This window comes from Streptomyces sp. NPDC060366, from assembly GCF_042725135.1.
In the GTDB taxonomy this organism is placed as follows: domain Bacteria; phylum Actinomycetota; class Actinomycetes; order Streptomycetales; family Streptomycetaceae; genus Streptomyces.
Genome location: NZ_JBHXDC010000007.1, coordinates 163625 through 184989, shown reverse-complemented (window position 1 = coordinate 184989; position 21365 = coordinate 163625). Strand labels below are relative to the sequence as shown.

Sequence of the window (21365 nt, the reverse complement as noted above, 5' to 3'; positions counted from 1 at the left end):
TGACAGTCAGGCGATCTTTATGGGTGAGCTGGCGGGCGCCCGTCAGGGGCCGGCGGTGAGTACCCGTACGGCCCCGGCGACACACTCGGCGGTCAGCGGGAGCGGTCCGAGCGGCTCCCCGTCGGCGTAGCCGGTGAGACCTGGGGCGGCCAGGGTGATCTTCGAGGTGCGGTGGACGGTGACCTTGGGGTGGCTCAGATGCGTGCCCCGGTACACACGTGGAAAGACCTTCAGCAGCGTGGCGCGGCTGCAGTCCCCGACGACGGTCACGTCGAAGAGGCCGTCGTCCATGGTTGCGTCGGCGCAGATCCGCATGCCGCCTCCGTAGGAGGGGCCGTTGCCCACGGCGACCAGGGTCGCCTCGATCTCCCGCTCGGTGCCGTCGTCCAGGGTCATGCGGTACGGGGCGGGTTTGAAGGCGGCGAGTTCGGCGACCATCGCCAGGTCGTACTTGGCGCGGCCGCTCGGCCAACGCATGCGGTTGCCGCGGTCGTTGACGCGTGAGTCGAATCCCGAGGCGAGGACGGTGCCGAACCAACGCCCGGCGACCCGGCCGAGGTCCACGTCCCGGATCCCGTTGCTCTTGAGCGCGTCGGCCGCGATCCGCCCGGCGGCCGCGGGGTCCCGGACCGGCAGGCCCAGCGCCCGGCCGAAGTCGTTCCCCGTACCGACGGCGACGACGCCGAGCGGGGTGTCCGTACCGGCCACGGCCTGGAGGGCGAGGGAGACCAGACCGTCCCCGCCGACGGCGATCAGCGCGCCGGTGCCCGCCGCGACGGCCTCACGTGCCCGCCGCAGCGCGTCCTCGGCGTCGGATCCCAGCACCGTACGGACGGAGTAGCCCGCGTCCCTGAGCGCGCGGGCGGCGGGCTGCGCGGCGCGGGCGCCCCTGCCGCGCCCGGCGGTGGGATTGACGAAGAGGCTGATCTCACTGGTCACGGTCGGGTTCCACAGCTCACGGTCGGGCTCGGTCCGATCCGGATCAGGTGATGTCGTCGTAGCCGTTCACACGGCTCGTGCGGCTGCTGTCCGCCTGCTCGGGAAGGGCGGGCACCGCGGCGACCGGTTCGACACTGCCGACGTTCTCCGGGGTGTGGTCCAGATCCGACGCCTCGTCGTCGTCCAGCTCCGCGTCCGGGTTCTTGCGTCGCCTGCGGCGGTCGTTGAGGAGTGAGAAGCCGACCGCGCCGAAGTAGAGGATGACGATGGGGCCCGCCAGCGCGAGCATGCCCACGGGGTCGGTCGTGGGGGTGATCACCGCGCCGAAGACGAAGACGCCCATGACGACGCCGCGCCACCATCCGACCATCCTGCGGCCGGTGACGATGCCGGTCATGTTGAGCATGACCAGGACCAGCGGCAGTTCGAAGGCGAGACCGAAGACCAGCACCATACGGGTGGTGAAGTCGAGGACCTCGTCGAGCGAGAGGATGTTGGACGAGCCTTCCGGCGTCAGGCTGATGAGCACCTTCACGCTGATCGGCAGGATGATGTAGGCCAGGTAGGCACCGGCCGTGAAGAGCGGCACCGCGCTCGCGACGAACGCGTAGGTGTACTTCTTCTCGTTCTTGTGCAGGCCCGGGGCGATGAACGCCCACAGCTGATAGAGCCAGATCGGGCTCGCCACGATGATGCCGGCGGTGAGGCTGACCCGGATCGTCGTGGTGAACGGCGAGGTGAGGGTGTTGAAGGAGACAACCGCGCAGTTGCCGCCGTCGCTCTCCTGGAGCCCGTTCTCACATTTGGGAACCGACTCGGAGAGGAACGACATGATCTGCTCGCTGTAGAACACGGCCACGATCGTCACCACGACGATCGCGAGCAGCCCTTTCGACAGCCGGTTGCGCAGCTCACGAAGATGCTCCACGAGCGGCATGCGCCCCTCGGGATCCTTCTCTTCTGTGCGGGCAGACTTGGGCAACCCACGTCCTCATCTCGTGCGGCAGGCCGTCACCGTGCCCGGTGCGTGCATCGGCCCAGGGGTCGGATCAGCGCTTGGTCGAGTCGGTGGGCTCAGCGACGGGGCGCGAGCTGGTGACATCGCCGGGCGCGGCCTGGATGGTCCGGGGCGCGGGCTGGTCCGGGTCGGCGGAGGCGGTCGGCGGGTCCGTCGGAGCCGTGCCGCTCTTGTTCTCGTCGGACTTCATCGCCTTCGCCTCGCTCTTGAGGATGCGCGCCGACTTGCCGAGCGAACGGGCCATGTCGGGGAGCTTCTTGGCGCCGAAGAGCAGAATGATGACGACGAGAATAAGGATGATCTCGGTGGGGCCGAGCCTACCCATAGCGATTACCTTCTTCACCGAGGCGACAGGGGGTCTGCGACGACGGCCGGACACCTGTCCGAGCATCGTGCTGGCAGCGATCGTAACCCGCAGGGGTAAACGCAGGGCAATGCCTGTGCGTACTCCCTACGACGGCCCCCGCCTCCAGTCCGGGACCGCTTCGTCAGCCTACCGCCCGAACTGACGATGGAGGGAGGGTGCATTCATTTATCGGATGGCGTCTCCGGTACGAGCGAGATGGGTGGCGGCGACTTCGAGTTCCTCCGCGGCCCGGTTGATCCGCCGCGTCGTGGAGGCGACCTGGTGACCGAGGCGCTGGGCCTCGACGAAGACCCGGATCGCGAGGACGCCGAGCACGGCGATCCCGCAGAACCCGAGAGCGATGGCGAGCATGGGCCAGAACATGCGAGGAGCCTTTTCCGCTGGGCCTGTCCGGTGGATCAGGCTGGATCAGCTTGCTGGGGGGGACGACTACGCGGCGAGGCGCGGTGCCAGGGACCGCGAGCCCGGCAAGATCGGCAAGACACACCCCCTAGATCGTCGAATGCAGGCGCAGCGTCCGTACGCCGCCCCCGGTGAGCAACTCCACGATGCGCTCGCCCGCGGGCTTGCGTACCGCCGTCTCGCACTCGGGGCAGGTGAACGAGTAGAAGGTCGTACGGCGACTGGCGCCGATCGCGAGCCGCAGCGCGCCGGCCGAGAGTTCGAACCGGGCCCGGCACTCGGGGCAGGCGGCCTGGAAGAGGACCGGCACCATGGATGCCGAAGCGGAGAAGCCAGTCATCACGGACAAATCCCCCAATTCCCCTAGTTTCGTTGGTTCGCGTCGCCGCTGTCGTACGCCGCCAGCGCCTCACCCGCCGCCCGACGCGCACTGTCCGCCAGCTCCGGCGGCGACACGATACGGCCGTCCCGGCCCAGCCGCAGCGCGAGCCGCCGCAGCGAGGCCGGCGCCGGGGTGCGCAACGTGATCCGCAGCCCCCCGTCGGGAAGCTCCTCCGCACTGTCGTGCGGGTAGTACTCGGCGACCCAGCGCCCGCCGGGGCCGACCTCGACCACCACCTCGGGATCGTCGGCCGACGGCTGCACCAGCCCCTCCGACAGATCACGCAGCTCCAGCTCCGGCGGCGCCGCCGGAGCGTCCAGCAGCTTGATCTCGGCGACCCGGTCCAGCCGGAACGTACGCCGCGCCTCGGAGAGCCGGCACCACGCCTCCATATACGTGTGGCCCACGGCGAACAGCCTGATCGGGTCGACCTCGCGCTCCGTCAGCTCGTCCCGCGCCGGCGAGTAGTAACGCAGCCACAGCCTGCGCCGCTCCGAGATCGCCCGGTCCACATCGGCGAAGACGCCGCCCTCGGACTCGAACGTCACCGAGAGCCGGGAACTGGCACCCGCCACCTCCCCGGCGGCGGCCTCCAGCTTCGCGGTCGCACGCAACAGCGCCTGCCGGTCGCTCTCCCGCAACCCCGGCAGCGTCGCGACGGCACGGGCCGCCACCAGCAGCGCGGTCGCCTCGTCCGCGGCCAGCCGCAGCGGCTCGGCCACGTCGTCCGGGTTGTGCCACCAGATACGGTCACCGTCGGTGTCGATGTCCAGCAGATCCCCACCACGGAAACTCGTCCCGCACATGGGCAGGACGTCGAGGTCGGAGATCAGCTCGTCCTCGGTGATTCCGAAGGCACGGGCGACATCACTCACATGCGCGCCGGGACGCTCCCGCAGATAGGTCACCAGCGAGAGCATCCGGCGGGTCTGGTCGATGGCGTTGGCTGCCATGTGTGTACGAGTTCCCCTCAGGCCTTGGCCACGGCGCGCAGCCGGTCCACGACGTCGGCCCGCAGATCCGCGGGCTCCAGCACGACCACGTCGGGGCCGAACTCCACCAGCCAGGCGTCCAGGCCATGACCGTACGGGATCTCCAACTCGTCCCAGCCGTCGCCCAGTTCCCGTGACGACACCGCCCGGGCACGCAGCGGGTAACCGCACTCCGAGCGCAGCCGGATCAGCGCCGAACGCGTCGCCGTCTCCCCCGCCCAGCTCTCGACCGTCTCACGCACCGTGACCACATCGGGTACCGGAGCGGTGAAGCCACCGGTCCTGGAACGGACCCGGCCGCTGATCCGCGAGAGCCTGAAGACCCGCTCCGCCCGGCGCTCCCGGTCCCAGCCCGCCAGATACCAGTGCCCGCGCCAGCACTCCAGGGTCCACGGCTCCACCTGCCGCTGCTCGGGCTTCGCGGCATTGGCCTTGCGGTAGTCGAAAACGACCGGCCGACGGTCACGGCAGGCGAGCATCAACGGCTCGAACGCCGCCTCGTGAACGGGGATGCGCGGCTCCAGGGCGCTGTGGTGCGCCTCGTACGAATCCTCCGCCTCGGGCATCCCCGCGGCCCGCAGCTTCTGCAGCGCACCGCTGGCGGCGCCCGCGAGACGCGCCTGCTGCCAGACCTTCGCGGCGAGTCCGAGCGCCGCGGCCTCCTCGGCGTCCAGCGTGATGGCCGGGAGACGGTTGCTGTCCCGGCGGGCCAGATAACCGGTCTCGCCGTCCAGATTCTCCACCGTCTCGATGACCAGACCGAGTTCGCGCAGATCGTCCTTGTCCCGCTCGAACATCCGGTTGAAGCTGTCGTCGGAACCGGCTTCCAGATATGCCTCGATGGACTCGCGCAACTCGCGCTTGCTGAGCGGGCGCCGCGTACCGAGCAGGCACAGCGCGAGATTCATCAACCGCTCGGCCTTGGCAATGGCCATCGACGCCCTACACCTCATCTGATAGTGCCGCATCCGCGCGTCGACCGTACCGCCCGGGGGTCCCGCGGTAAAAGCCGAGGGCCCACGCCGGACAGCATGGGCCCTCGGTGTGTCCGTAAGTGATCGGACTCAGGTCAGACAGCGACCAGATCGCAGACGAAGATCAGCGTCTCGCCGGGAGCGATCGCCCCGCCACCCGCGCCACGCTCGCCGTAGGCGAGGTGCGAGGGAATCGTCAGCTGACGACGGCCACCGACCTTCATGCCCTCGACACCCTTGTCCCAGCCGGAGATGACCTGTCCCTGACCGAGCTGGAACTGGAGCGGCGTACCGCGGTTCCAGGAGGCGTCGAACTCCTCACCGGTGGAGAAGGCCACACCCACGTAGTGGACGGAGACGGTGTCGCCCGACTTGGCCACGGCACCCTCCCCCTCCCAGATGTCCTTGATCTCCAGGTCGACCGGCGGCTCGCCACCCGGGAAGTCGATCTCGGGCTTCTCGATGCTCACTGAACTGCTCCTCTAAATGATGAACGGGGCAACCGGGACAGTCTTACACCTTCGCCAGGATGTCCACGGCGAACACCAGAGTGGAGTTCTTGGGGATGCCCTGCTGCTCCTTGTCACCGAACGCGTCGGCCGGCGGGATGACGACCAGCACACGGCTGCCGACCTTCTTGCCGACGACGCCGTCCTTCAGCCCCTTGAGGGTGAGCTGCGGCAGCGGGAACGTCACCGTCTTGCCGTTCTTGTACGTGCTGTCGAACGTCTTGGCGTCCTTCCACAGCAGCGCCTCGTAGTTCAGCACGACCGAGTCCGTCTCCTTGACGACCTCGCCCTTGCTCTCCAGCACATAGTTGGAGACGAGCTTCTTCGGGGGATCCGTCTTCGGGACCGTGACCTTCGGCGCCTTGCCGTCCGCGTTGACCCCGACCTTCGGCAGATCGATGTTGTCCTGCGCGACCTCACTGCCCTTGGCGGTGGTCGGAACCTGCGTCGCCTTCAGAATGTCGACGACGAAGACCAGCGTGGCGTTGGGCTTGATGTCGCCCTGGCCCTGCGCTCCGTAACCCAGCTCCGGCGGGATGCCGAGCGCGACACGGCTGCCGACCTTCTGCCCTTCCAGACCCTTGTCCCAGCCCTGGATGACCATGCCGGCGCCCAGCGTCAGATCGAAGGGGGCCTTACGGTCGAAGCTGTTGTCGAACGGCTTGGCCGAGTCCCACGACTGCCCCAGGTAGTTGACCTGGATCGCGTCACCCTTCTTCAGCTTCGCGCCGTCACCCTCACTGATGACATCGGTCTGAAGCTCCTTCGGCGGCTTCCCCTCCCCCTTCCCCAGGGTCGGCTTCTCACCGAACTTGGCACCCGCTGTGATCTCGGGAAGCCCGTTCTTGGACGAGGTTGAGTCGGAGCCTCCGTCGTCACCGCATGCCGCCGTGGACAGCAGCAGTAGGGGGATGACGATGAGGCCGGCAAGTCGGCGCACGAATTCCTCAGATCTCAGACGGAAGGTTAAGTTCCTCGACACTCTAGGGCGTGGCAAGGGCCCCGCACGAGAAACGTACGGGGCCCGAGTCGTGTTCCGGACTTCAGGTGTCAACCGCCGGCGGTCACATACCGGCGATCAGTTTCTCCACCCGGTCGTCCACCGAGCGGAACGGGTCCTTGCACAGCACGGTGCGCTGCGCCTGATCGTTGAGCTTGAGATGGACCCAGTCGACGGTGAAGTCCCGCCGCTGCTCCTGGGCCCGCCGGATGAAGTCTCCGCGCAGCCGCGCCCGGGTGGTCTGCGGGGGCACCGACTTGCCCTCGAAGATCTTCATGTCGTTGCAGATCCGGGCCGCCTGGCCGCGCTTCTCCAGCAGGTAGTAGAGCCCCCGGCGGCGGTGGATGTCGTGGTAGGCGAGGTCTATCTGCGCGACCCGCGGATGGGACATGGTCATGTTGTGCTTGGCCCGGTAGCGCTCGATGAGCTTGTACTTCATGACCCAGTCGATCTCGGTACCGATCCGGTCCAGGTCCTCGGCCTCGATCGCGTCGAGCGTACGGCCCCAGAGCTCCAGCACCTGCTCGACGGTGCCGGTGCGGATGCCCCGGCGGTCGACGAAGTCCACGGCCTTCTCGTAGTACTCCCGCTGGACCTCGATCGCGGACGCCTCACGCCCGCTGGCCAGGCGCACCTTGCGCTGACCGGTGATGTCGTGGCTGACCTCGCGGATCGCCCGGATCGGGTTCTCCAGAGTGAGGTCACGCATGACGGTGCCCGCCTCGATCATGCGCAGCACGAGATCCGTGGCACCGACCTTGAGGAGCATCGTCGTCTCGGACATGTTCGAGTCGCCGACGATGACATGCAGCCGGCGGTAGCGCTCCGCGTCGGCGTGCGGTTCGTCGCGGGTGTTGATGATGGGACGGGAACGGGTGGTGGCGGAGCTGACGCCCTCCCAGATGTGCTCGGCGCGCTGACTTACGCAGTAGACCGCGCCACGCGGAGTCTGCAGCACCTTGCCCGCGCCGCAGAGCAGCTGCCGGGTGACGAGGAACGGGATGAGGATGTCCGCGAGCCGGGAGAATTCCCCGTGGCGGGCGACGAGGTAATTCTCGTGGCAGCCGTAGGAGTTTCCAGCCGAATCGGTGTTGTTCTTGAACAGATAGACGTCGCCCGCGATTCCCTCCTCGTGCAGGCGGCGTTCGGCGTCGACGAGCAGGCCTTCCAGAATGCGCTCGCCCGCCTTGTCGTGCGTGACCAGTTCGGTCACGTTGTCGCATTCGGGTGTCGCGTATTCCGGATGCGATCCCACGTCGAGGTACAGGCGGGCGCCGTTCCGCAGGAAGACGTTGCTGCTGCGGCCCCATGACACAACACGGCGGAAGAGGTAGCGCGCCACTTCGTCAGGTGACAGCCGGCGCTGTCCCCTGAAGGTGCACGTGACGCCGTACTCGTTCTCCAGCCCGAAAATGCGGCGGTCCATGTCTGAACATTACGCCTGATGGCCTGAGCTGAAACCGTGTTGGGCCGCACCGTTGCGATCATTTTCGTATCCGGCTTCCCCGGCCAGGTCGATCCCCGCACCGTCCGCGGGAGCCGCGAGGACTCTCCGGGTGGCCAGCAGAACCAGCAGCGCGGCCACACCGCCCGCCCCCGCGACGGCGAAGCCCGCCGATGTCCCGTCGATCTCGACGGCCGGACCGGCCACTCCCGTACCGAACGCGGCACCGACACCGAAGGTGGTCACGAGCCAGGAGAACGCCTCCGTGACCGTGCCGCGCGGGGCGTGCCGGTCGACGACGATGAACGCGCAGGCCAGCGCGGGCGCCAGGAACACACCGGAGAGAGCGGCGAGCGCCGTCATGGCCACCACGCCCGGAGTGAGCATCAGGGGCAGATAACCGGCGGCGAGCAGCGCGGTGATCCACAGCAGCCTGCGCTCGGGGGTGCCGGTCCACTGCCTGGCCCCGTACACCAGACCGCCGAGCAGCGCGCCGAGGCCGAGGGCGGCCATCAGCCAGCCGTACACGGACTCACGGCCCTGGTCGTCTGCGTACGCCACGCCCGCGACGGTGATGGACCCGAGCGCCAGACCGATGAAGAGGAAGGCCGCGAGGAGCGCCAGGAGCCCCGGCGAGCGCAGGGCGCCGAGCCAGTGCGCCTCACGGGGCGCGGAACGCCAGGCGCGCGAGGGCTTGGAGAGCACGACCGTGAGGGCGCCGAGGACGCCGATGCCGTTGATGACCAGCAGGGCGGCGGCCGGGGACCAGAGGGCGACGAGAAGGGTGACGAACAGCGGGCCCGCCGTGAACATCACCTCCTGCGCCACGGCGTCCATGGCGTACGCCCTGTGCACCCGGTCCTCCCGGCCGAGAACGCTGGGCCACAGGGCCCGCAGACCGCCTTCGAGGGGCGGGGTGAAGAAGCCGGCGACGACCACCGCCGCGTACGCCAGGACCAGCGGCTCGATTCCGGTCAGGGCGAGGAACACCATGCCGAGGGCGGAGACGAACGCGGCGGGGAGCTGGACGCGCGGCTGGCCCACCATGTCGACGGCGCGGCCGAGGAGCGGCTGGCCGATCGCGGTGGACAGCCCGTAGGCGGCCGCCAGGGCGCCCGCGAGGGTGTAGCTGCCGCCCGCCTCACGGACAAACAGGACGATGGCGATATGGCCGGTGGCGCTGGGCAGCCGCCCGACGAGCGTGCCGGCGAGCAGTCGTGCGGCGTGCGGCGCCCTGAGAATGTCCACATAGCCTGCGGCCATGACTCCCCTTCTCTCCCCCGGTTCACCCGGTACAGCCAAGTTTTACGTATAACTTCCGGTGTCATACGTACCATGTCCGCAGTCCGCGGGTCCACAGACTTGACGGGGCGCACGGTCCGGGCGCCCCCGCCCGCGGCAGTCACCACGGAGGACGACACCCATGGCAGAGCCGCCCGGCACGGACCGGCCCGGTCCCGGCACGGCCGCGCGCCCCGCGAGACCGACCAGCAGGGACGTCGCACGGGCCGCCGGGGTCTCGCAGGCCACCGTCTCCCTCGTCCTCGGCGACAAATGGCCCGGCCGGGTCTCCGAACGCACCGCCGGACTCGTCCGGGACACCGCGCGCGAACTCGGCTACCGGCCCAACCTCGCCGCCCGCAACCTCCGGCTCGGCCGGACCAGGACCGCGCTGCTGGTGGTGCCCGCGCTCACCCACGAGTTCTTCGCCCGCGTCTACACCGGCGCCGCGACGGTCGCCGCCGAACACAGCTTCGGCGTGGTCCTCTACCCCTCACCCGAGGGCGTCGGACCCGCCAAGGACCCCTTCGCTTCGGCACGCGCCGCACTGGACGGCGTCATCGCCTCGTCCATCGCGACCGACGCGCTCGCAGCCATCCGCGGCACCGACCTGCCGCTGGTGATGCTCGACAGCGACCCCACCGGATCCGGCGCCGCCGCGCACGTCAACCTCGACATCGCCGACGGCATACGGCAGGTGACGGACCATCTGCTCGGACTCGGCCACCGCCGGATCACCCACCTCGCCTCCGCCGTCACCTCCTGGACGTTCACCGTCAGGGCCGACGCGCTGGCCGAGGCGGTACGAGGCGTGCCCGACGCGGTCGTACGGACCGTGCCCTCACCCCTGGAGGTGCACGCCGCGCGGGAGGCCGCCGAACGAGCACTCAGCGGACCCGGACCCCGGCCCACGGCACTGATCTGCGACAGCGACGTCCTCGCGGCGGGCGCCGTCAAGGCCGTACGGAAACTCGGCCTGCGGGTCCCGGACGACGTCTCCGTCACCGGCTTCGACGACCTCGCGCTCGCCACGGCGGTGGAGCCGGAACTGACCACCGTACGACTGCCGGCCGAGCTCGTCGGCCGGCACGGGATGTCCGCCCTGCTGGCCATCCTCGACGGACGCCAACCCGAGAACACCGTCCTGCCCGTGTCCCTGGTGATCCGCGGCTCCACCGCGCCCCCGCCCGCCTGAGGCCACGCCGCAGGTCTGTTCCGCCCCGCCCCGCCCCGCCCCGCCCCGCCCCGAACGAACCGGTGCCCCGAACCGCACGGGCGATTCGGGGCACCGGAAGAACCGCGCCGCTCAACTCTCGGCGTCGCCGGACTCCTCCGACTCCTCGGTGTCCGACGGAGCGTCAGTCGGCGTGGACGCCGCGCCGTCCGCCTCGAGGAGGCGGGCCAGCTGACGGCCCACAACACGCTTGAACTTGCGCTCCTGCGGCCGGGTCCGGTCCAGGACCGCCACCTCCAGCCGCTCCGCGGGAATCTCCCGCTCGCTCCCGTTGGTGTCCCGCGACAGAGCCTGCACAGCCAGCTTCAACGCCTCGGCCAACGACATCCCGTCGCGGTGCTGCTGGTCGAGGAACGTACTGATCTGCTCCGAATTGCCACCGACGGCCACCGAACCGTGCTCGTCCACGATCGACCCGTCGTGCGGCAGCCGGTAGATCTGGTCACCGTCGGCCGTCGGACCCACCTCGGCGACGACCAGCTCCACCTCGTACGGCTTCTCGCCCGCACTGGAGAAGATCGTGCCCAGCGTCTGCGCGTAGACGTTCGCCAGCCCACGCGCCGTCACATCGTCACGGTCGTAGGTATATCCACGCAGATCCGCGTAACGGACACCGCCGATACGAAGATTCTCGTACTCGTTGTACTTACCGGCGGCGGCGAAGCCGATCCGGTCGTAGATCTCGCTGAACTTGTGCAGCGCGCGGGACGGGTTCTCACCGACGAAGACGATGCCGTCGGCGTACTGCAGCACAACCAGGCTGCGGCCGCGGGCGATGCCCTTGCGGGCGTACTCCGCCCGGTCGGCCATGGCCTGCTGGGGTGAGACATAGAACGGCGTCGACACCGGCTATCCGTCCCTTCCTGTCAGTGACATGTCTATTCAGCGGAGGCCGGGATCAGAGCAGTTCGGCGCGCGGGCCGTCGGGCTGCTCCAGCCGGCGCTCGATGATCGAGCGGGCGATCCGCGAGGACTCCTCGTCGGTCACCCTGCGGAAACCCTCGTCACTCATGATGTTGACGATGGGATAGATCTTGCGGGCGACATCCGGACCGCCGGTGGCCGAATCGTCGTCAGCCGCGTCGTAGAGCGCCTGAATGACGAGCGTGATGGCCTGCTCCTCCGTCAGATCGTCCCGGAACAGCTTCTTCATCGCACCACGCGCGAAGATCGAGCCCGATCCGGTGGACGCGTACCCGTGCTCCTCGGAACGGCCGCCCGTGACGTCGTACGAGAAGATTCGTCCCTTCTCACGGTCGACGTCCCAGCCGGCGAAGAGCGGGACGACGGCCAGGCCCTGCATGGCCATCGCGAGATTGCTGCGGATCATGGTGGAGAGCCGGTTGGCCTTGCCCTCGAAGGAGAGCTGCGCGCCTTCGACCTTCTCGAAGTGCTCCAGCTCCAGCTGGAAGAGCTTGACCATCTCCACGGCGAGACCCGCCGTACCCGCGATGCCCACGGCCGAGTACTCGTCGGCCGGGAAGACCTTCTCGATGTCGCGCTGCGCGATCATGTTGCCCATGGTGGCCCGGCGGTCACCGGCGAGGATGACCCCGCCCGCGAACGTCACGGCGACGATCGTCGTCCCGTGCGGCGCCTCGATCGCACCCTGGACGGGCGGCAGCACCCGATTGCCCGGCAGGATCTCCGGCGAGTGGACGGACAGAAAGTCCATGAACGAGGCGGAGCCGGGCGTCAGGAAGGCAGCCGGTAGACGCCCGGTGCTACGAGTGTTGGCTTCCACGCGTTTCCCTCCAGGTATGCGGTTGCACGGCGCAGGGTGTCGGGATCGTCCCCCAACTTGCCAATGGCCGAATTGCAGTTGAAGCACAGTACGCCCCGGACCCTACCCGTCTCATGGCAGTGATCCACATGCGCGGCGGGAGCAGATAGGCAGATGACGCAGATGCCCATCTGCGACGAGATCATCTCGTCGCGCTGGGCCATGGTGATGCCGTACTTCCGCTTGAAGTAGGACTTCTGATTCCGGGTGGCACGACATGGCCTGCGGTAGCTCGCATATCCGTCCGGCGTCGTCCCGTTCTGTTCCCACTCGGAGTGGGGTTTGACTTCGCCACACTGCGGACAACGCTTATGGCCGCGCGGCACGAGGACTTTCACCCGTACCGCGCGCCCCTTCGCTCCTTGGCGCTGCCGGTAGTAGTCCGCGGCGCACTCCTTGCAGTAAGCCTGGAGCCCGTCGCTCATCGAGCGATTACTCGCAAATGCCCCGCGCTTCAGCGTCCGCCGGCAGCGAGAGCACTTCCTACCATCGCTCGATTCGGACATTCGAGGACTACTCGCCACCTTTCTGAACAAATGACCTCACGAAGTCCTCGGCATTCTCCTCGAGTACGTCGTCGATCTCGTCCAGTACGGAGTCCACGTCGTCCGACAGTTTCTCCTGGCGTTCCTTGAGGTCCTCGGACTGCTGCGCGTCCTCGGTCTGCTCCTCGACCTCCTCGGTGGAACGCGTTGCCTTCTGCTGCCCGCCGTCGGTGTCCTTGGTCGCCATAACCCTCACCCCGCTCGGTTCGCCCCGCTCGATGTGACCTTCAAGATCCGACCCTACAAGCAGGGTCCGACATCGGCCCCGCAGTTCTTGCAACGTCCGGGGGCCACTCCCATGATTCCCGGACCGGGACCATTTCAGCCGCCCGAGAGCACCCGGACCAGGTCCTCGGCCGTGCGGCACCTGTCCAGGAGCTCTTTCACGTGGTTACGGGTGCCCCGGAGCGGTTCCAGGGTCGGTACCCGCTGGAGGGAGTCCCGGCCCGGCAGGTCGAAGATGACCGAGTCCCAGGAGGCCGCGGCCACGTCGTCCGCGTACTGCTCCAGACAGCGGCCACGGAAGTACGCGCGCGTGTCCTCAGGAGGCTTCGTCTCGGCCCGTTCGACGTCCGGTTCCTCCAGGAGCCTGCTCATCTTGCCGCGGGCCACCAGACGGTTGTACAGGCCCTTCTCGGGGCGTACGTCCGAGTACTGGAGATCCACCAGGTGGAGCCGCGCCGCGTCCCACTCCAGGCCGTCGCGGCGGCGGTAGCCCTCCAGGATCTCCTTCTTGGTCACCCAGTCCAGTTCGCCCGACAGACTCATCGGGTCGTTCTCCAGGCGGTTGAGGGTGTCCTCCCAGCGGCCCAGTACGTCCCTGGTCTGCTCGTCCGCGTCGGCGCCGTAGCGCTCCTCGACATATTTGCGCGCCAGTTCGAAATACTCCATCTGGAGCTGCACAGCGGTGAGTGTCCGGCCGCTGCGGAGAGTGATCAGCTGGGCCAGGGACGGGTCGTGCGAGACCTGGTGGAGCGTGCGCACGGGCTGGTCCACGGCCAGGTCGACGTTGATGAACCCGTCCTCGATCATGGACAGGATCAGGGACGTCGTCCCGAGCTTGAGATAGGTGGAGATCTCCGAGAGATTCGCGTCGCCGATGATCACATGGAGCCTGCGGTACTTCTCGGCGTCCGAGTGCGGCTCGTCCCTGGTGTTGATGATGGGCCGTTTGAGTGTCGTCTCCAGACCGACCTCGACCTCGAAGTAGTCGGCTCGCTGGCTGATCTGGAAACCGTGCTCGTGGCCGTCCTGGCCGATGCCGACCCGCCCGGCGCCGGTGACGACCTGCCGCGAGACGAAGAACGGCGTCAGGTGCCGCACGATGTCCGAGAACGGGGTCTCCCGCTTCATCAGGTAGTTCTCGTGCGTGCCGTACGAGGCGCCCTTGTTGTCGGTGTTGTTCTTGTAAAGAAGGATCGGCTGGGCGCCGGGGAGCTGTCCGGCGCGCTCGGCGGCCTCGGCCATGATCCGTTCGCCGGCCTTGTCCCACAGCACAGCGTCGCGCGGGTTGGTGATCTCCGGGGAGCTGTACTCCGGGTGCGCGTGGTCGACGTAGAGCCGTGCGCCGTTGGTGAGGATCACATTGGCCAGCCCGATGTCCTCGTCGGTGAGCTGGCTGGACTCGGCGGCCTCGCGGGCGAGGTCGAAGCCTCGTGCGTCCCGCAGCGGATTCTCCTCCTCGAAATCCCAGCGGGCGCGGCGCGCCCTGTGCATCGCCGCCGCGTAGGCGTTGACGATCTGGGACGAGGTGAGCATGGCATTGGCGTTCGGTTGGCCGGGGACGGAGATGCCGTACTCCGTCTCGATGCCCATTACTCGCCGTACGGTCATGCGGCCCTCCTTGCCCGGCGGTGCTCCCCTTCGGGAGCGCCGCTCAAGTACCGCTGTCTCTCCGGTGCGTGTGCGGTGCCCGTCCCCGCACTGCGCGACGTGGCGGTACCGAAGAGCCTAAAACGGCTTTGCACTGGTGGGGAGATCGTTTCCGTCATTGCCCTGGTGTCGTGAAAGGTATGGGGAAAACAACCGGCTGCGGATGCCCGTCCGGACATCCGCAGCCGGTCTGTGTCTTACAGGTACTGTCCGGTGTTCGCCACCGTGTCGATGGAGCGTCCGGTGTCCGCGCCTTGTTTTCCGGTGACGAGGGTGCGGATGAAGACGATCCGCTCGCCCTTCTTGCCGGAGATGCGGGCCCAGTCGTCCGGGTTGGTGGTGTTGGGCAGGTCCTCGTTCTCCTTGAACTCGTCCACGCAGGCCTGGAGGAGGTGGGCGACGCGGAGTCCTCGCTGGTTCTCGTCGAGGAAGTCCTTGATGGCCATCTTCTTGGCCCGGTCGACGATGTTCTGGATCATCGCGCCGGAGTTGAAGTCCTTGAAGTAGAGGACTTCCTTGTCGCCGTTGGCGTACGTGACCTCGAGGAAGCGGTTCTCCTCGGACTCGGTGTACATCCGCTCGACGACCGACTGGATCATGCCCTGCACCGTGGACTCGGGGGAGCCCTTGTGCTCGGACAGGTCGTCCTCGTGCAGGGGCAGCGAGGACCGCAGGTACTTCGCGAAGATGTCCTTCGCCGCCTCCGCGTCCGGACGCTCGATCTTGATCTTCACGTCGAGACGGCCGGGCCGCAGGATCGCGGGGTCGATCATGTCCTCGCGGTTGGAGGCGCCGATGACGATGACGTTCTCCAGGCCCTCCACACCGTCGATCTCGGCGAGGAGCTGCGGGACGATGGTGTTCTCCACGTCCGAGCTGACGCCGGAGCCCCGGGTGCGGAAGAGGGATTCCATCTCGTCGAAGAAGACGATGACGGGGGTGCCCTCACTGGCCTTCTCACGGGCGCGCTGGAAGACCAGGCGGATGTGCCGCTCGGTCTCGCCGACGTACTTGTTGAGGAGCTCGGGGCCCTTGATGTTGAGGAAGTAGCTCTTCCCGGCGGGCCGGCCGCTCACCTCCGCGACCTTCTTGGCAAGGGAGTTGGCCACGGCCTTGGCGATGAGCGTCTTGCCGCAGCCGGGCGGGCCGTAGAGCAGGATGCCCTTCGGCGGGCGCAGTTCGTGCTCTTTGAAGAGGTCCGGGTAGAGGTACGGAAGCTCGACCGCGTCTCGGATCATCTCGATCTGGCCGCCGAGACCGCCGATCTTGCTGTAGTCGACGTCCGGTACCTCTTCGAGGACGAGTTCCTCGACCTCGCTCTTGGGGACCACTTCGTAGACGTAGCCGGAGCGCGGTTCGAGCAGGAGGGCGTCGCCGGCGCGGATGGTGATGTCCAGCAGCGGCTCAGCGAGCCGCACCACCCGTTCCTCGTCGGTGTGCCCCACGACCAGGGCGCGCTCGCCGTCCTCAAGGATCTCCTTGAGGGTGACGATGTCCCCGGCCCGCTCGAATTCCATGGCCTCGACCACGTTGAGAGCCTCGTTGAGCATGACTTCCTGGCCGCGCCGGAGCTCTTCGAGCTCGACGCCGGGGCTGACGTTCACCCGGAGCTTGCGGCCCCCGGTGAAGATGTCGGCCGTACCGTCCTCGTTCGCATGCAGAAAGACACCGAAGCCGGCCGGCGGCTGTGCGAGCCGGTCGACCTCTTCCTTGAGGGCCACGATCTGGTCGCGGGCCTCACGCAGCGTATTGGCGAGCCGCTCATTCTGCGCGGACACACCTGCCAGGTTTGTCTGCAGTTCGACGATCCGCTCTTCGAGAATCCTCGTATGACGCGGAGAGTCGGCGAGCTTACGTCGCAGGACGGCGATTTCCTGCTCGAGAAAGGCAACCTGGCCGGCTGGGTCTTCTGACCCCCGCCCGGGCCGGATGCCGCGGTTGATGTCGTCGTCGTGGGCTGCCACGGTCCTCACCTCCTCCAAGGGGAGCTGGACGCTTCCTGACCCTACCTGGGTAGGTGGTGATTAAAACCCCTAGATCACAAAGACTGTCGGGGTGTGTCCGATCTTCACCCTTGCGCTCTCCCTCACGCCAGGGGAATACCCACCGATCAACATCGGAAAGCCGCCGGTTGTATCGTCGAGGTGTTCAACACCCGTCAGGGCTGGCGCGACTTGCCCGAGGTCGCCTCGCCCCACGCAGGAAACGGCAGGAGATATGACCGTGCAGCAGCAGGCTCCGACCGACACCGTCACCGAGGGCGGCGAGACGCTCGAAGTGTGGATCGACCAGGACCTCTGCACCGGCGACGGGATCTGCGCCCAGTACGCGCCCGACGTCTTCGAGCTGGACATCGACGGCCTCGCTTATGTGAAGAGCGCGGACGACGAGTTGCTCCAGTCTCCCGGCGCCACCACCAGGGTGCCTCTGACGATCCTCAAGGATGTCGTCGACTCGGCCAAGGAGTGCCCGGGTGACTGCATTCATGTACGGCGCGTCTCGGACAGCGTCGAGGTGTACGGCCCGGACGCGGAGTGAGTGGTTCCGGGGTGTCGGCGGCGCCGTAGCGGCACCGGCGGGCCGGTCACGCGGTGTGACCGGTCAGACGCTCCGTGATTCGCTCTGGGCGCTCTGTACGAAGCCGCCGTTCTGCCATTGCCAGGTCAGCCGCTGCTCCTCGTCGGGGCAGCAGCCCGGTACGTCGGGCCCCGAGTAGCCGAGCAGCCGGGCCCGGACGAGACCGTCGCGTATCACCAGGTCGGCGACGGTCTGGCGGTCGGCCGGGTCCACCAGTGTGGCCACGACGCGGGGCGCGCTCGCGTCCTTCGTCGCTGTGAGTACGTAGACGCCGCTGGGCGGGGTGCCGGATCCGGCGTCGCAGCGGGCGGCGGCCACGGTCTCGGGGCGGCCGTCGCCGTCGAGGTCGCCGGTGGCTTCCTTCGTGACCAGTGCTTTCGCGCCACCGCATTCGAGCGGGAAGTCGACCGCGGCGGTATCGGGCGCGGGCAGTGGTGCGGCGTTCGGGGTGGTCCGCGCGGTGGTTCCGGAGCCTGTCTGGTTCGCTGTGGCGGCGTCGGGCTGGAGCAGACCCGCGCCGGCCATCACTGCGGCCATCGCGGTGGCCGTGGCGAGCCAGTGCACGGGACGCGGGCGGGTGTGCGCGAGGTCCGGGACGTCGGAGATCTGCACGCGGTGTCTCCTGTGAAGGCAGGTCCGGTGGGGGTGGCGTGAATCGTGCCACACGTCACAGTGCGGTGGAACAGCGGGGTCGTTAAGGCCAACGTAAAGAAACCGCCGCCGAGTTCGCGTCGGGCGGACGTGAACTCGGCGGCGGCTCTGTCGTGTTGTGGATCGTCGGGCGGCTCGGCCCTTCGGGCCGGGGAGGTGATGCCGGCTCAGCCTCGGGTGCCGCTGCCGCTTCCGGGGCCGTCGTAGTCGTCGCCGTAGGCGCCCTTGGAGGGGCGGCGGCGGCGCAGGGGCGGCTCCACGCCATCGGCGAGGCGGCGGGCGGTGATCAGGAAGCCGGTGTGGCCGATCATGCGGTGGTCGGGGCGTACGGCGAGTCCCTCGACGTGCCAGTTGCGGACCATCGACTCCCAGGCGGCCGGTTCGTTGAACGAGCCGTGTTCGCGGATCGTCTCGACGGTGCGGGCGAGCTGGGTGGTGGTGGCGACGTACGCGCAGAGGATGCCGCCGGGTACGAGCGCCTTCGACACGGGCTCGACGCATTCCCACGGTGCGAGCATGTCGAGGATGACGCGGTCGACCTCGGTGTCCGAGAGGTTGTCCTGGAGGTCGCCGACGGTGAGCTGCCAGGCGGGGTGGGGGCCGCCGAAGTAGCGTTCCACGTTCTGTTGGGCGATGTCGGCGAAGTCCTGGCGGCGCTCGTAGGAGTGCAGCATGCCCTGGTCGCCGATGGCGCGCAGCAGGAAGCTGCTGAGCGAGCCCGATCCCACTCCGGCTTCGACGATGCGGGCGCCGGGGAAGATGTCGGCGAAGGCCAGGATCTGGCCCGCGTCCTTGGGGTAGACCACGGCGGCGCCGCGGGGCATGGACAGGACGTAGTCGGGGAGCAGGGGGCGCAGCGCGAGGTAGGCGACGTTTCCCGTGGTGCGGACAACACTGCCCTCGGGAGCACCGATCAGCTCGTCGTGGGGGAAGGAACCCTTGTGGGTGTGGAAGTTCTTCCCGGCTTCGAGCGTGAAGGTGTAGTGGCGTCCCTTGGGGTCGGTGAGCTGGACCTGGTCCCCGACCTTGAAGGGGCCGCGACGACGGGCGGCACCGGTCGGTTCGGACATGCGGTCAGACTACCTGCTCCATTTGAGGCTCCCTCACCTGGCTTGGGGGTGCCTCATTTGGAGTCGGGCCTGGCCATGGCGGCGACGAAGGCGCGTTCGACGTCGGCGGTGGAGAGGACTCCGTAGATCTCCCCGGTGTCCTCGACCACGAGGTACTCGGTGGCGGGGCTGGCCCTGAGCCGGTCGAGGAGTGCTTCTCCGGCGAGTTCGGCGGGGACTTTCATGCCGTCGGTGAGGTCTTGGGCGAGGCCGCTGACGGCGACCCAGGGGCGGCGGTGGGCGGGGACGCCGACGATGGCCGCTTCGCGGACGAGTGCGGTGGGTTCGCCCTGTCCGTCGACGACGACGAGGGCGCGGGCGCCGGCTTCGTTGGCGCGGCGCAGTGCTTCGGAGAGCGGGGTGGCGGATTCGACGGGGACGGCGCGGCGGGTGAGGGCGCGGGCTCGCAGTTCGGGAAGGTGTTCGCGCAGGCGTGCCATGCGCAGGCTGTTGCCGGCGCCGGTCCAGATGATGGCGGCGAGGATGGCGGCGAGGAGTGCGTCGGTGACGGTCTCCATGCCGCCGATGTCCTTGGTGGAGTTGCCGAGGGCGCCGGTGTGGGTGAGCAGCGGGAGGCCGATGAGGACGGCTACGGCGAGGGCCCTGCCGACCCAGGCGGCGGCGACGGTGCCGGTCATGGGTTTGCCGGTGATCTTCCAGACGACGGCGCGGAGCATCCGGCCGCCGTCCAGGGGGAGGCCGGGCAGGAGGTTGAAGGCGGCGACGATGAGGTTGGAGATCATCAGTCCGGCGAGGAGGACGCCGGGGACGGTGCCGGGTTCGACGGCCATCATCGTGAGGTAGAAGAAGCCGGCGAGGACGAGTGAGAGCAGGGGGCCGACGAAGGCGAGCATGAACTCGCGGCCGGGGGTCTCGGACTCCTTCTCGATCTCGGAGACGCCGCCGAAGAACTGGAGCTGGATGCGGCGTACGGGCAGGCCGTAGCGCAGGGCGACGACGGTGTGGGCCAGTTCGTGGACCAGTACGGAGGCGTAGAAGGCGACGGCGAAGAAGAGCGCGACGAGGTAGCGGACGCCGCCGAGCTCGGGCAGCACGCGGTCGAGCTGGCCGCCGAAGACCCAGGTGATGAGGGCGGCCACCAGGAACCAGCTGGGGGCGACGTAGACGGGCACGCCGAAGGGGCGGCCCATCAGGATCCCGCCTCCGGGGTCTTCGGGCCGCTTCCGCTTGCGGCCGGGGGGCGCGTCCTCAGGACCGGACCGCGGCCTCCTGCTCTCGCCGCTCTCGTCGTCCTTGTTCACGTCGTCCCTTCGTTGCGGCGCGGTCACTCGCTCGATGGTGCCGTGTGCGCGAGGTCTTGCGTCGATGGTATTCCGCTCGCTGTCGGTGGCGGGCCGTAGGGTCTGAGTCATGAGTACGAGTCAGCAGCCCATGTCGCTGTCGCCGTCGCGTGCGAGCGACTTCATGCAGTGCCCTCTGCTGTATCGGTTCCGGGTGATCGACAAGCTGCCGGAGAAGCCGAGCGAGGCGGCCACTCGGGGGACGCTGGTGCACGCGGTGCTGGAGAGGCTGTTCGACGACCCCGCTGTCGAGCGTACGGCGCCGCGGGCCAGGTCGATGGTTCCCGGCCAGTGGGACCGGTTGCTGGAGTCGAGGCCGGAGCTGGGTGAGCTGTTCGAGGGGGACGAGGGCGGTGAGCGGCTGACGCGCTGGCTGTCGGAGGCCGAGGGTCTGGTCGAGCGGTGGTTCTCGCTGGAGGATCCGACGCGGCTGGAGCCGGCGGAGCGTGAGCTGTTCGTGGAGACGGAGCTGGAGTCGGGGCTGCGGCTGCGCGGGGTGATCGACCGGGTCGATGTGGCGCCGTCGGGCGAGGTGCGGATCGTGGACTACAAGACGGGCAAGGCGCCGCGTCCGGAGTACGCGGAGGGCGCGCTGTTCCAGATGAAGTTCTACGCGCTGGTGATCTGGCGGTGGAAGCGGGTGGTGCCGCGCCGGCTCCAGCTGGTCTATCTGGGCAGTGGTGATGTTTTGACGTATGACCCGGTGGAGGCGGATCTGGAGCGTATCGAGCGCAAGCTGCTGGCGCTCTGGGACGCGATCAGGCAGGCGACGGAGACGGGTGACTGGCGGCCCCGGCCGACGAAGCTGTGCGGCTGGTGCGATCACCGGGCGGTGTGTCCGGAGTTCGGCGGGACTCCCCCGGTGTATCCGCTGACGGTGGCGCCACCGCAGGGTGCGGAGGCGCTTGTGGTGGCGGAGCCGGTGGTTTCCACCGAGCCGGCGCAGGGGGTGTAGCGGGGGCGGCGTGTGCCCGCCGCTTCCGTG

23 protein-coding genes are annotated in these 21365 nt (G+C 68.4%); 3 read left to right on the top strand and 20 right to left on the bottom strand.

Features of this window, described 5'->3' with window-relative positions:
- Positions 1-42: 42 nt before the first annotated feature.
- From ACFWHU_RS19450 to ACFWHU_RS19400, 11 genes are all read right to left on the bottom strand, one after another.
- The gene (locus ACFWHU_RS19450) at positions 43-939 is read right to left on the bottom strand and encodes a diacylglycerol kinase (protein WP_387225896.1); all 897 of its coding nucleotides are present in this window, start codon (positions 937-939) and stop codon (positions 43-45) included.
- 43 nt (positions 940-982) lie between these two features.
- Positions 983-1876 (bottom strand): twin-arginine translocase subunit TatC, encoded by an 894-nt coding sequence (tatC, locus tag ACFWHU_RS19445; RefSeq protein ID WP_385796017.1) that lies wholly within the window; start codon positions 1874-1876, stop codon positions 983-985.
- A 112-nt stretch (positions 1877-1988) separates the two neighbouring features.
- Positions 1989-2282 carry a Sec-independent protein translocase subunit TatA gene (gene tatA, locus ACFWHU_RS19440; protein WP_078078173.1) on the bottom strand — a complete coding sequence of 98 codons (294 nt, stop codon included), beginning with the start codon at positions 2280-2282 and terminating at the stop codon, positions 1989-1991.
- 207 nt (positions 2283-2489) lie between these two features.
- The gene (locus ACFWHU_RS19435) at positions 2490-2687 is read right to left on the bottom strand and encodes a hypothetical protein (protein ID WP_387225893.1); all 198 of its coding nucleotides are present in this window, start codon (positions 2685-2687) and stop codon (positions 2490-2492) included.
- Between the two features lie 127 nt (positions 2688-2814).
- Positions 2815-3066 carry a hypothetical protein gene (locus ACFWHU_RS19430; RefSeq protein WP_385796011.1) on the bottom strand — a complete coding sequence of 84 codons (252 nt, stop codon included), beginning with the start codon at positions 3064-3066 and terminating at the stop codon, positions 2815-2817.
- A 23-nt stretch (positions 3067-3089) separates the two neighbouring features.
- Positions 3090-4061 carry a helix-turn-helix transcriptional regulator gene (locus ACFWHU_RS19425; protein WP_387225891.1) on the bottom strand — a complete coding sequence of 324 codons (972 nt, stop codon included), beginning with the start codon at positions 4059-4061 and terminating at the stop codon, positions 3090-3092.
- A gap of 17 nt (positions 4062-4078) precedes the next feature.
- A complete protein-coding gene (locus ACFWHU_RS19420) occupies positions 4079-5035 on the bottom strand; it encodes a helix-turn-helix transcriptional regulator (RefSeq protein ID WP_387225889.1) in 957 nt (318 codons plus the stop codon).
- 134 nt (positions 5036-5169) lie between these two features.
- The gene (locus ACFWHU_RS19415) at positions 5170-5544 is read right to left on the bottom strand and encodes an FKBP-type peptidyl-prolyl cis-trans isomerase (RefSeq protein ID WP_078078168.1); all 375 of its coding nucleotides are present in this window, start codon (positions 5542-5544) and stop codon (positions 5170-5172) included.
- A 43-nt stretch (positions 5545-5587) separates the two neighbouring features.
- On the bottom strand, positions 5588-6523 hold the full coding sequence (locus ACFWHU_RS19410; protein ID WP_385796000.1) for an FKBP-type peptidyl-prolyl cis-trans isomerase: 936 nt from the start codon (positions 6521-6523) through the stop codon (positions 5588-5590).
- A 124-nt stretch (positions 6524-6647) separates the two neighbouring features.
- Positions 6648-8009 carry a Pup--protein ligase gene (pafA, locus tag ACFWHU_RS19405; protein ID WP_078078166.1) on the bottom strand — a complete coding sequence of 454 codons (1362 nt, stop codon included), beginning with the start codon at positions 8007-8009 and terminating at the stop codon, positions 6648-6650.
- A gap of 9 nt (positions 8010-8018) precedes the next feature.
- Positions 8019-9290 carry an MFS transporter gene (locus tag ACFWHU_RS19400; protein ID WP_385795997.1) on the bottom strand — a complete coding sequence of 424 codons (1272 nt, stop codon included), beginning with the start codon at positions 9288-9290 and terminating at the stop codon, positions 8019-8021.
- A gap of 160 nt (positions 9291-9450) precedes the next feature.
- Between ACFWHU_RS19400 and ACFWHU_RS19395 the strand changes: the two genes are divergently transcribed.
- The gene (locus ACFWHU_RS19395) at positions 9451-10503 is read left to right on the top strand and encodes a LacI family DNA-binding transcriptional regulator (RefSeq protein ID WP_385795994.1); all 1053 of its coding nucleotides are present in this window, start codon (positions 9451-9453) and stop codon (positions 10501-10503) included.
- 111 nt (positions 10504-10614) lie between these two features.
- On the opposite strand, the gene prcA is transcribed toward ACFWHU_RS19395, so the two are convergent.
- The 6 genes from prcA to arc form a co-directional block, all read right to left on the bottom strand.
- Complete coding sequence (gene prcA, locus ACFWHU_RS19390; protein WP_385795991.1) at positions 10615-11388, bottom strand: proteasome subunit alpha; 774 nt, start codon at positions 11386-11388, stop codon at positions 10615-10617.
- Positions 11389-11440: 52 nt separating this feature from the next.
- Positions 11441-12286, bottom strand: a complete 846-nt coding sequence (gene prcB / locus ACFWHU_RS19385) for a proteasome subunit beta (RefSeq protein WP_078079884.1) — start codon at positions 12284-12286, stop codon at positions 11441-11443.
- Complete coding sequence (locus ACFWHU_RS19380) at positions 12238-12831, bottom strand: endonuclease VII domain-containing protein (RefSeq protein WP_387225885.1); 594 nt, start codon at positions 12829-12831, stop codon at positions 12238-12240. The genes prcB and ACFWHU_RS19380 overlap by 49 nt, the downstream gene beginning before the upstream one ends.
- Positions 12832-12838: 7 nt before the next feature.
- Positions 12839-13057 carry a ubiquitin-like protein Pup gene (locus ACFWHU_RS19375; RefSeq protein WP_078078162.1) on the bottom strand — a complete coding sequence of 73 codons (219 nt, stop codon included), beginning with the start codon at positions 13055-13057 and terminating at the stop codon, positions 12839-12841.
- Between the two features lie 134 nt (positions 13058-13191).
- Positions 13192-14703 carry a depupylase/deamidase Dop gene (gene dop / locus ACFWHU_RS19370; protein ID WP_387225883.1) on the bottom strand — a complete coding sequence of 504 codons (1512 nt, stop codon included), beginning with the start codon at positions 14701-14703 and terminating at the stop codon, positions 13192-13194.
- Positions 14704-14939: 236 nt separating this feature from the next.
- Complete coding sequence (gene arc / locus ACFWHU_RS19365; protein WP_385795980.1) at positions 14940-16706, bottom strand: proteasome ATPase; 1767 nt, start codon at positions 16704-16706, stop codon at positions 14940-14942.
- Between the two features lie 253 nt (positions 16707-16959).
- Here arc and ACFWHU_RS19360 point away from each other — a divergent pair, with 253 nt between their 5' ends.
- Positions 16960-17280 (top strand): ferredoxin, encoded by a 321-nt coding sequence (locus tag ACFWHU_RS19360; RefSeq protein WP_385795977.1) that lies wholly within the window; start codon positions 16960-16962, stop codon positions 17278-17280.
- A gap of 63 nt (positions 17281-17343) precedes the next feature.
- On the opposite strand, the gene ACFWHU_RS19355 is transcribed toward ACFWHU_RS19360, so the two are convergent.
- From ACFWHU_RS19355 to ACFWHU_RS19345, 3 genes are all read right to left on the bottom strand, one after another.
- Entirely contained in the window at positions 17344-17931 is a 588-nt protein-coding gene (locus ACFWHU_RS19355) for a hypothetical protein (RefSeq protein WP_385795975.1), read from the bottom strand.
- A 206-nt stretch (positions 17932-18137) separates the two neighbouring features.
- Positions 18138-19040: a tRNA (adenine-N1)-methyltransferase gene (locus ACFWHU_RS19350; protein ID WP_385795973.1), complete on the bottom strand. Its 903-nt coding sequence runs from the start codon at positions 19038-19040 to the stop codon at positions 18138-18140.
- Positions 19041-19093: 53 nt separating this feature from the next.
- Positions 19094-20341, bottom strand: coding sequence for a site-2 protease family protein (locus tag ACFWHU_RS19345; protein WP_385796205.1), 1248 nt, complete (start codon positions 20339-20341; stop codon positions 19094-19096).
- Positions 20342-20450: 109 nt separating this feature from the next.
- On the opposite strand from ACFWHU_RS19345, the gene ACFWHU_RS19340 reads away from it, so the two are divergent.
- Positions 20451-21335 (top strand): RecB family exonuclease, encoded by an 885-nt coding sequence (locus ACFWHU_RS19340; protein ID WP_385795972.1) that lies wholly within the window; start codon positions 20451-20453, stop codon positions 21333-21335.
- The last annotated feature ends 30 nt before the right edge of the window (positions 21336-21365 follow it).

What these genes read in the sequence shown, in the direction of transcription:
- tatC (WP_385796017.1), bottom strand. Translation starts at nt 1,876, where the DNA reads ATGCCGCTCGTGGAGCATCTTCGTGAGCTGCGCAACCGGCTGTCGAAA.
- tatA (WP_078078173.1), bottom strand. Translation starts at nt 2,282, where the DNA reads ATGGGTAGGCTCGGCCCCACCGAGATCATCCTTATTCTCGTCGTCATC.
- ACFWHU_RS19435 (WP_387225893.1), bottom strand. Translation starts at nt 2,687, where the DNA reads ATGTTCTGGCCCATGCTCGCCATCGCTCTCGGGTTCTGCGGGATCGCC.
- ACFWHU_RS19430 (WP_385796011.1), bottom strand. Translation starts at nt 3,066, where the DNA reads ATGACTGGCTTCTCCGCTTCGGCATCCATGGTGCCGGTCCTCTTCCAG.
- ACFWHU_RS19425 (WP_387225891.1), bottom strand. Translation starts at nt 4,061, where the DNA reads ATGGCAGCCAACGCCATCGACCAGACCCGCCGGATGCTCTCGCTGGTG.
- ACFWHU_RS19420 (WP_387225889.1), bottom strand. Translation starts at nt 5,035, where the DNA reads ATGGCCATTGCCAAGGCCGAGCGGTTGATGAATCTCGCGCTGTGCCTG.
- pafA (WP_078078166.1), bottom strand. Translation starts at nt 8,009, where the DNA reads ATGGACCGCCGCATTTTCGGGCTGGAGAACGAGTACGGCGTCACGTGC.
- ACFWHU_RS19400 (WP_385795997.1), bottom strand. Translation starts at nt 9,290, where the DNA reads ATGGCCGCAGGCTATGTGGACATTCTCAGGGCGCCGCACGCCGCACGA.
- ACFWHU_RS19395 (WP_385795994.1), top strand. Translation starts at nt 9,451, where the DNA reads ATGGCAGAGCCGCCCGGCACGGACCGGCCCGGTCCCGGCACGGCCGCG.
- ACFWHU_RS19380 (WP_387225885.1), bottom strand. Translation starts at nt 12,831, where the DNA reads ATGTCCGAATCGAGCGATGGTAGGAAGTGCTCTCGCTGCCGGCGGACG.
- ACFWHU_RS19375 (WP_078078162.1), bottom strand. Translation starts at nt 13,057, where the DNA reads ATGGCGACCAAGGACACCGACGGCGGGCAGCAGAAGGCAACGCGTTCC.
- dop (WP_387225883.1), bottom strand. Translation starts at nt 14,703, where the DNA reads ATGACCGTACGGCGAGTAATGGGCATCGAGACGGAGTACGGCATCTCC.
- ACFWHU_RS19360 (WP_385795977.1), top strand. Translation starts at nt 16,960, where the DNA reads ATGACCGTGCAGCAGCAGGCTCCGACCGACACCGTCACCGAGGGCGGC.
- ACFWHU_RS19350 (WP_385795973.1), bottom strand. Translation starts at nt 19,040, where the DNA reads ATGTCCGAACCGACCGGTGCCGCCCGTCGTCGCGGCCCCTTCAAGGTC.
- ACFWHU_RS19340 (WP_385795972.1), top strand. Translation starts at nt 20,451, where the DNA reads ATGAGTACGAGTCAGCAGCCCATGTCGCTGTCGCCGTCGCGTGCGAGC.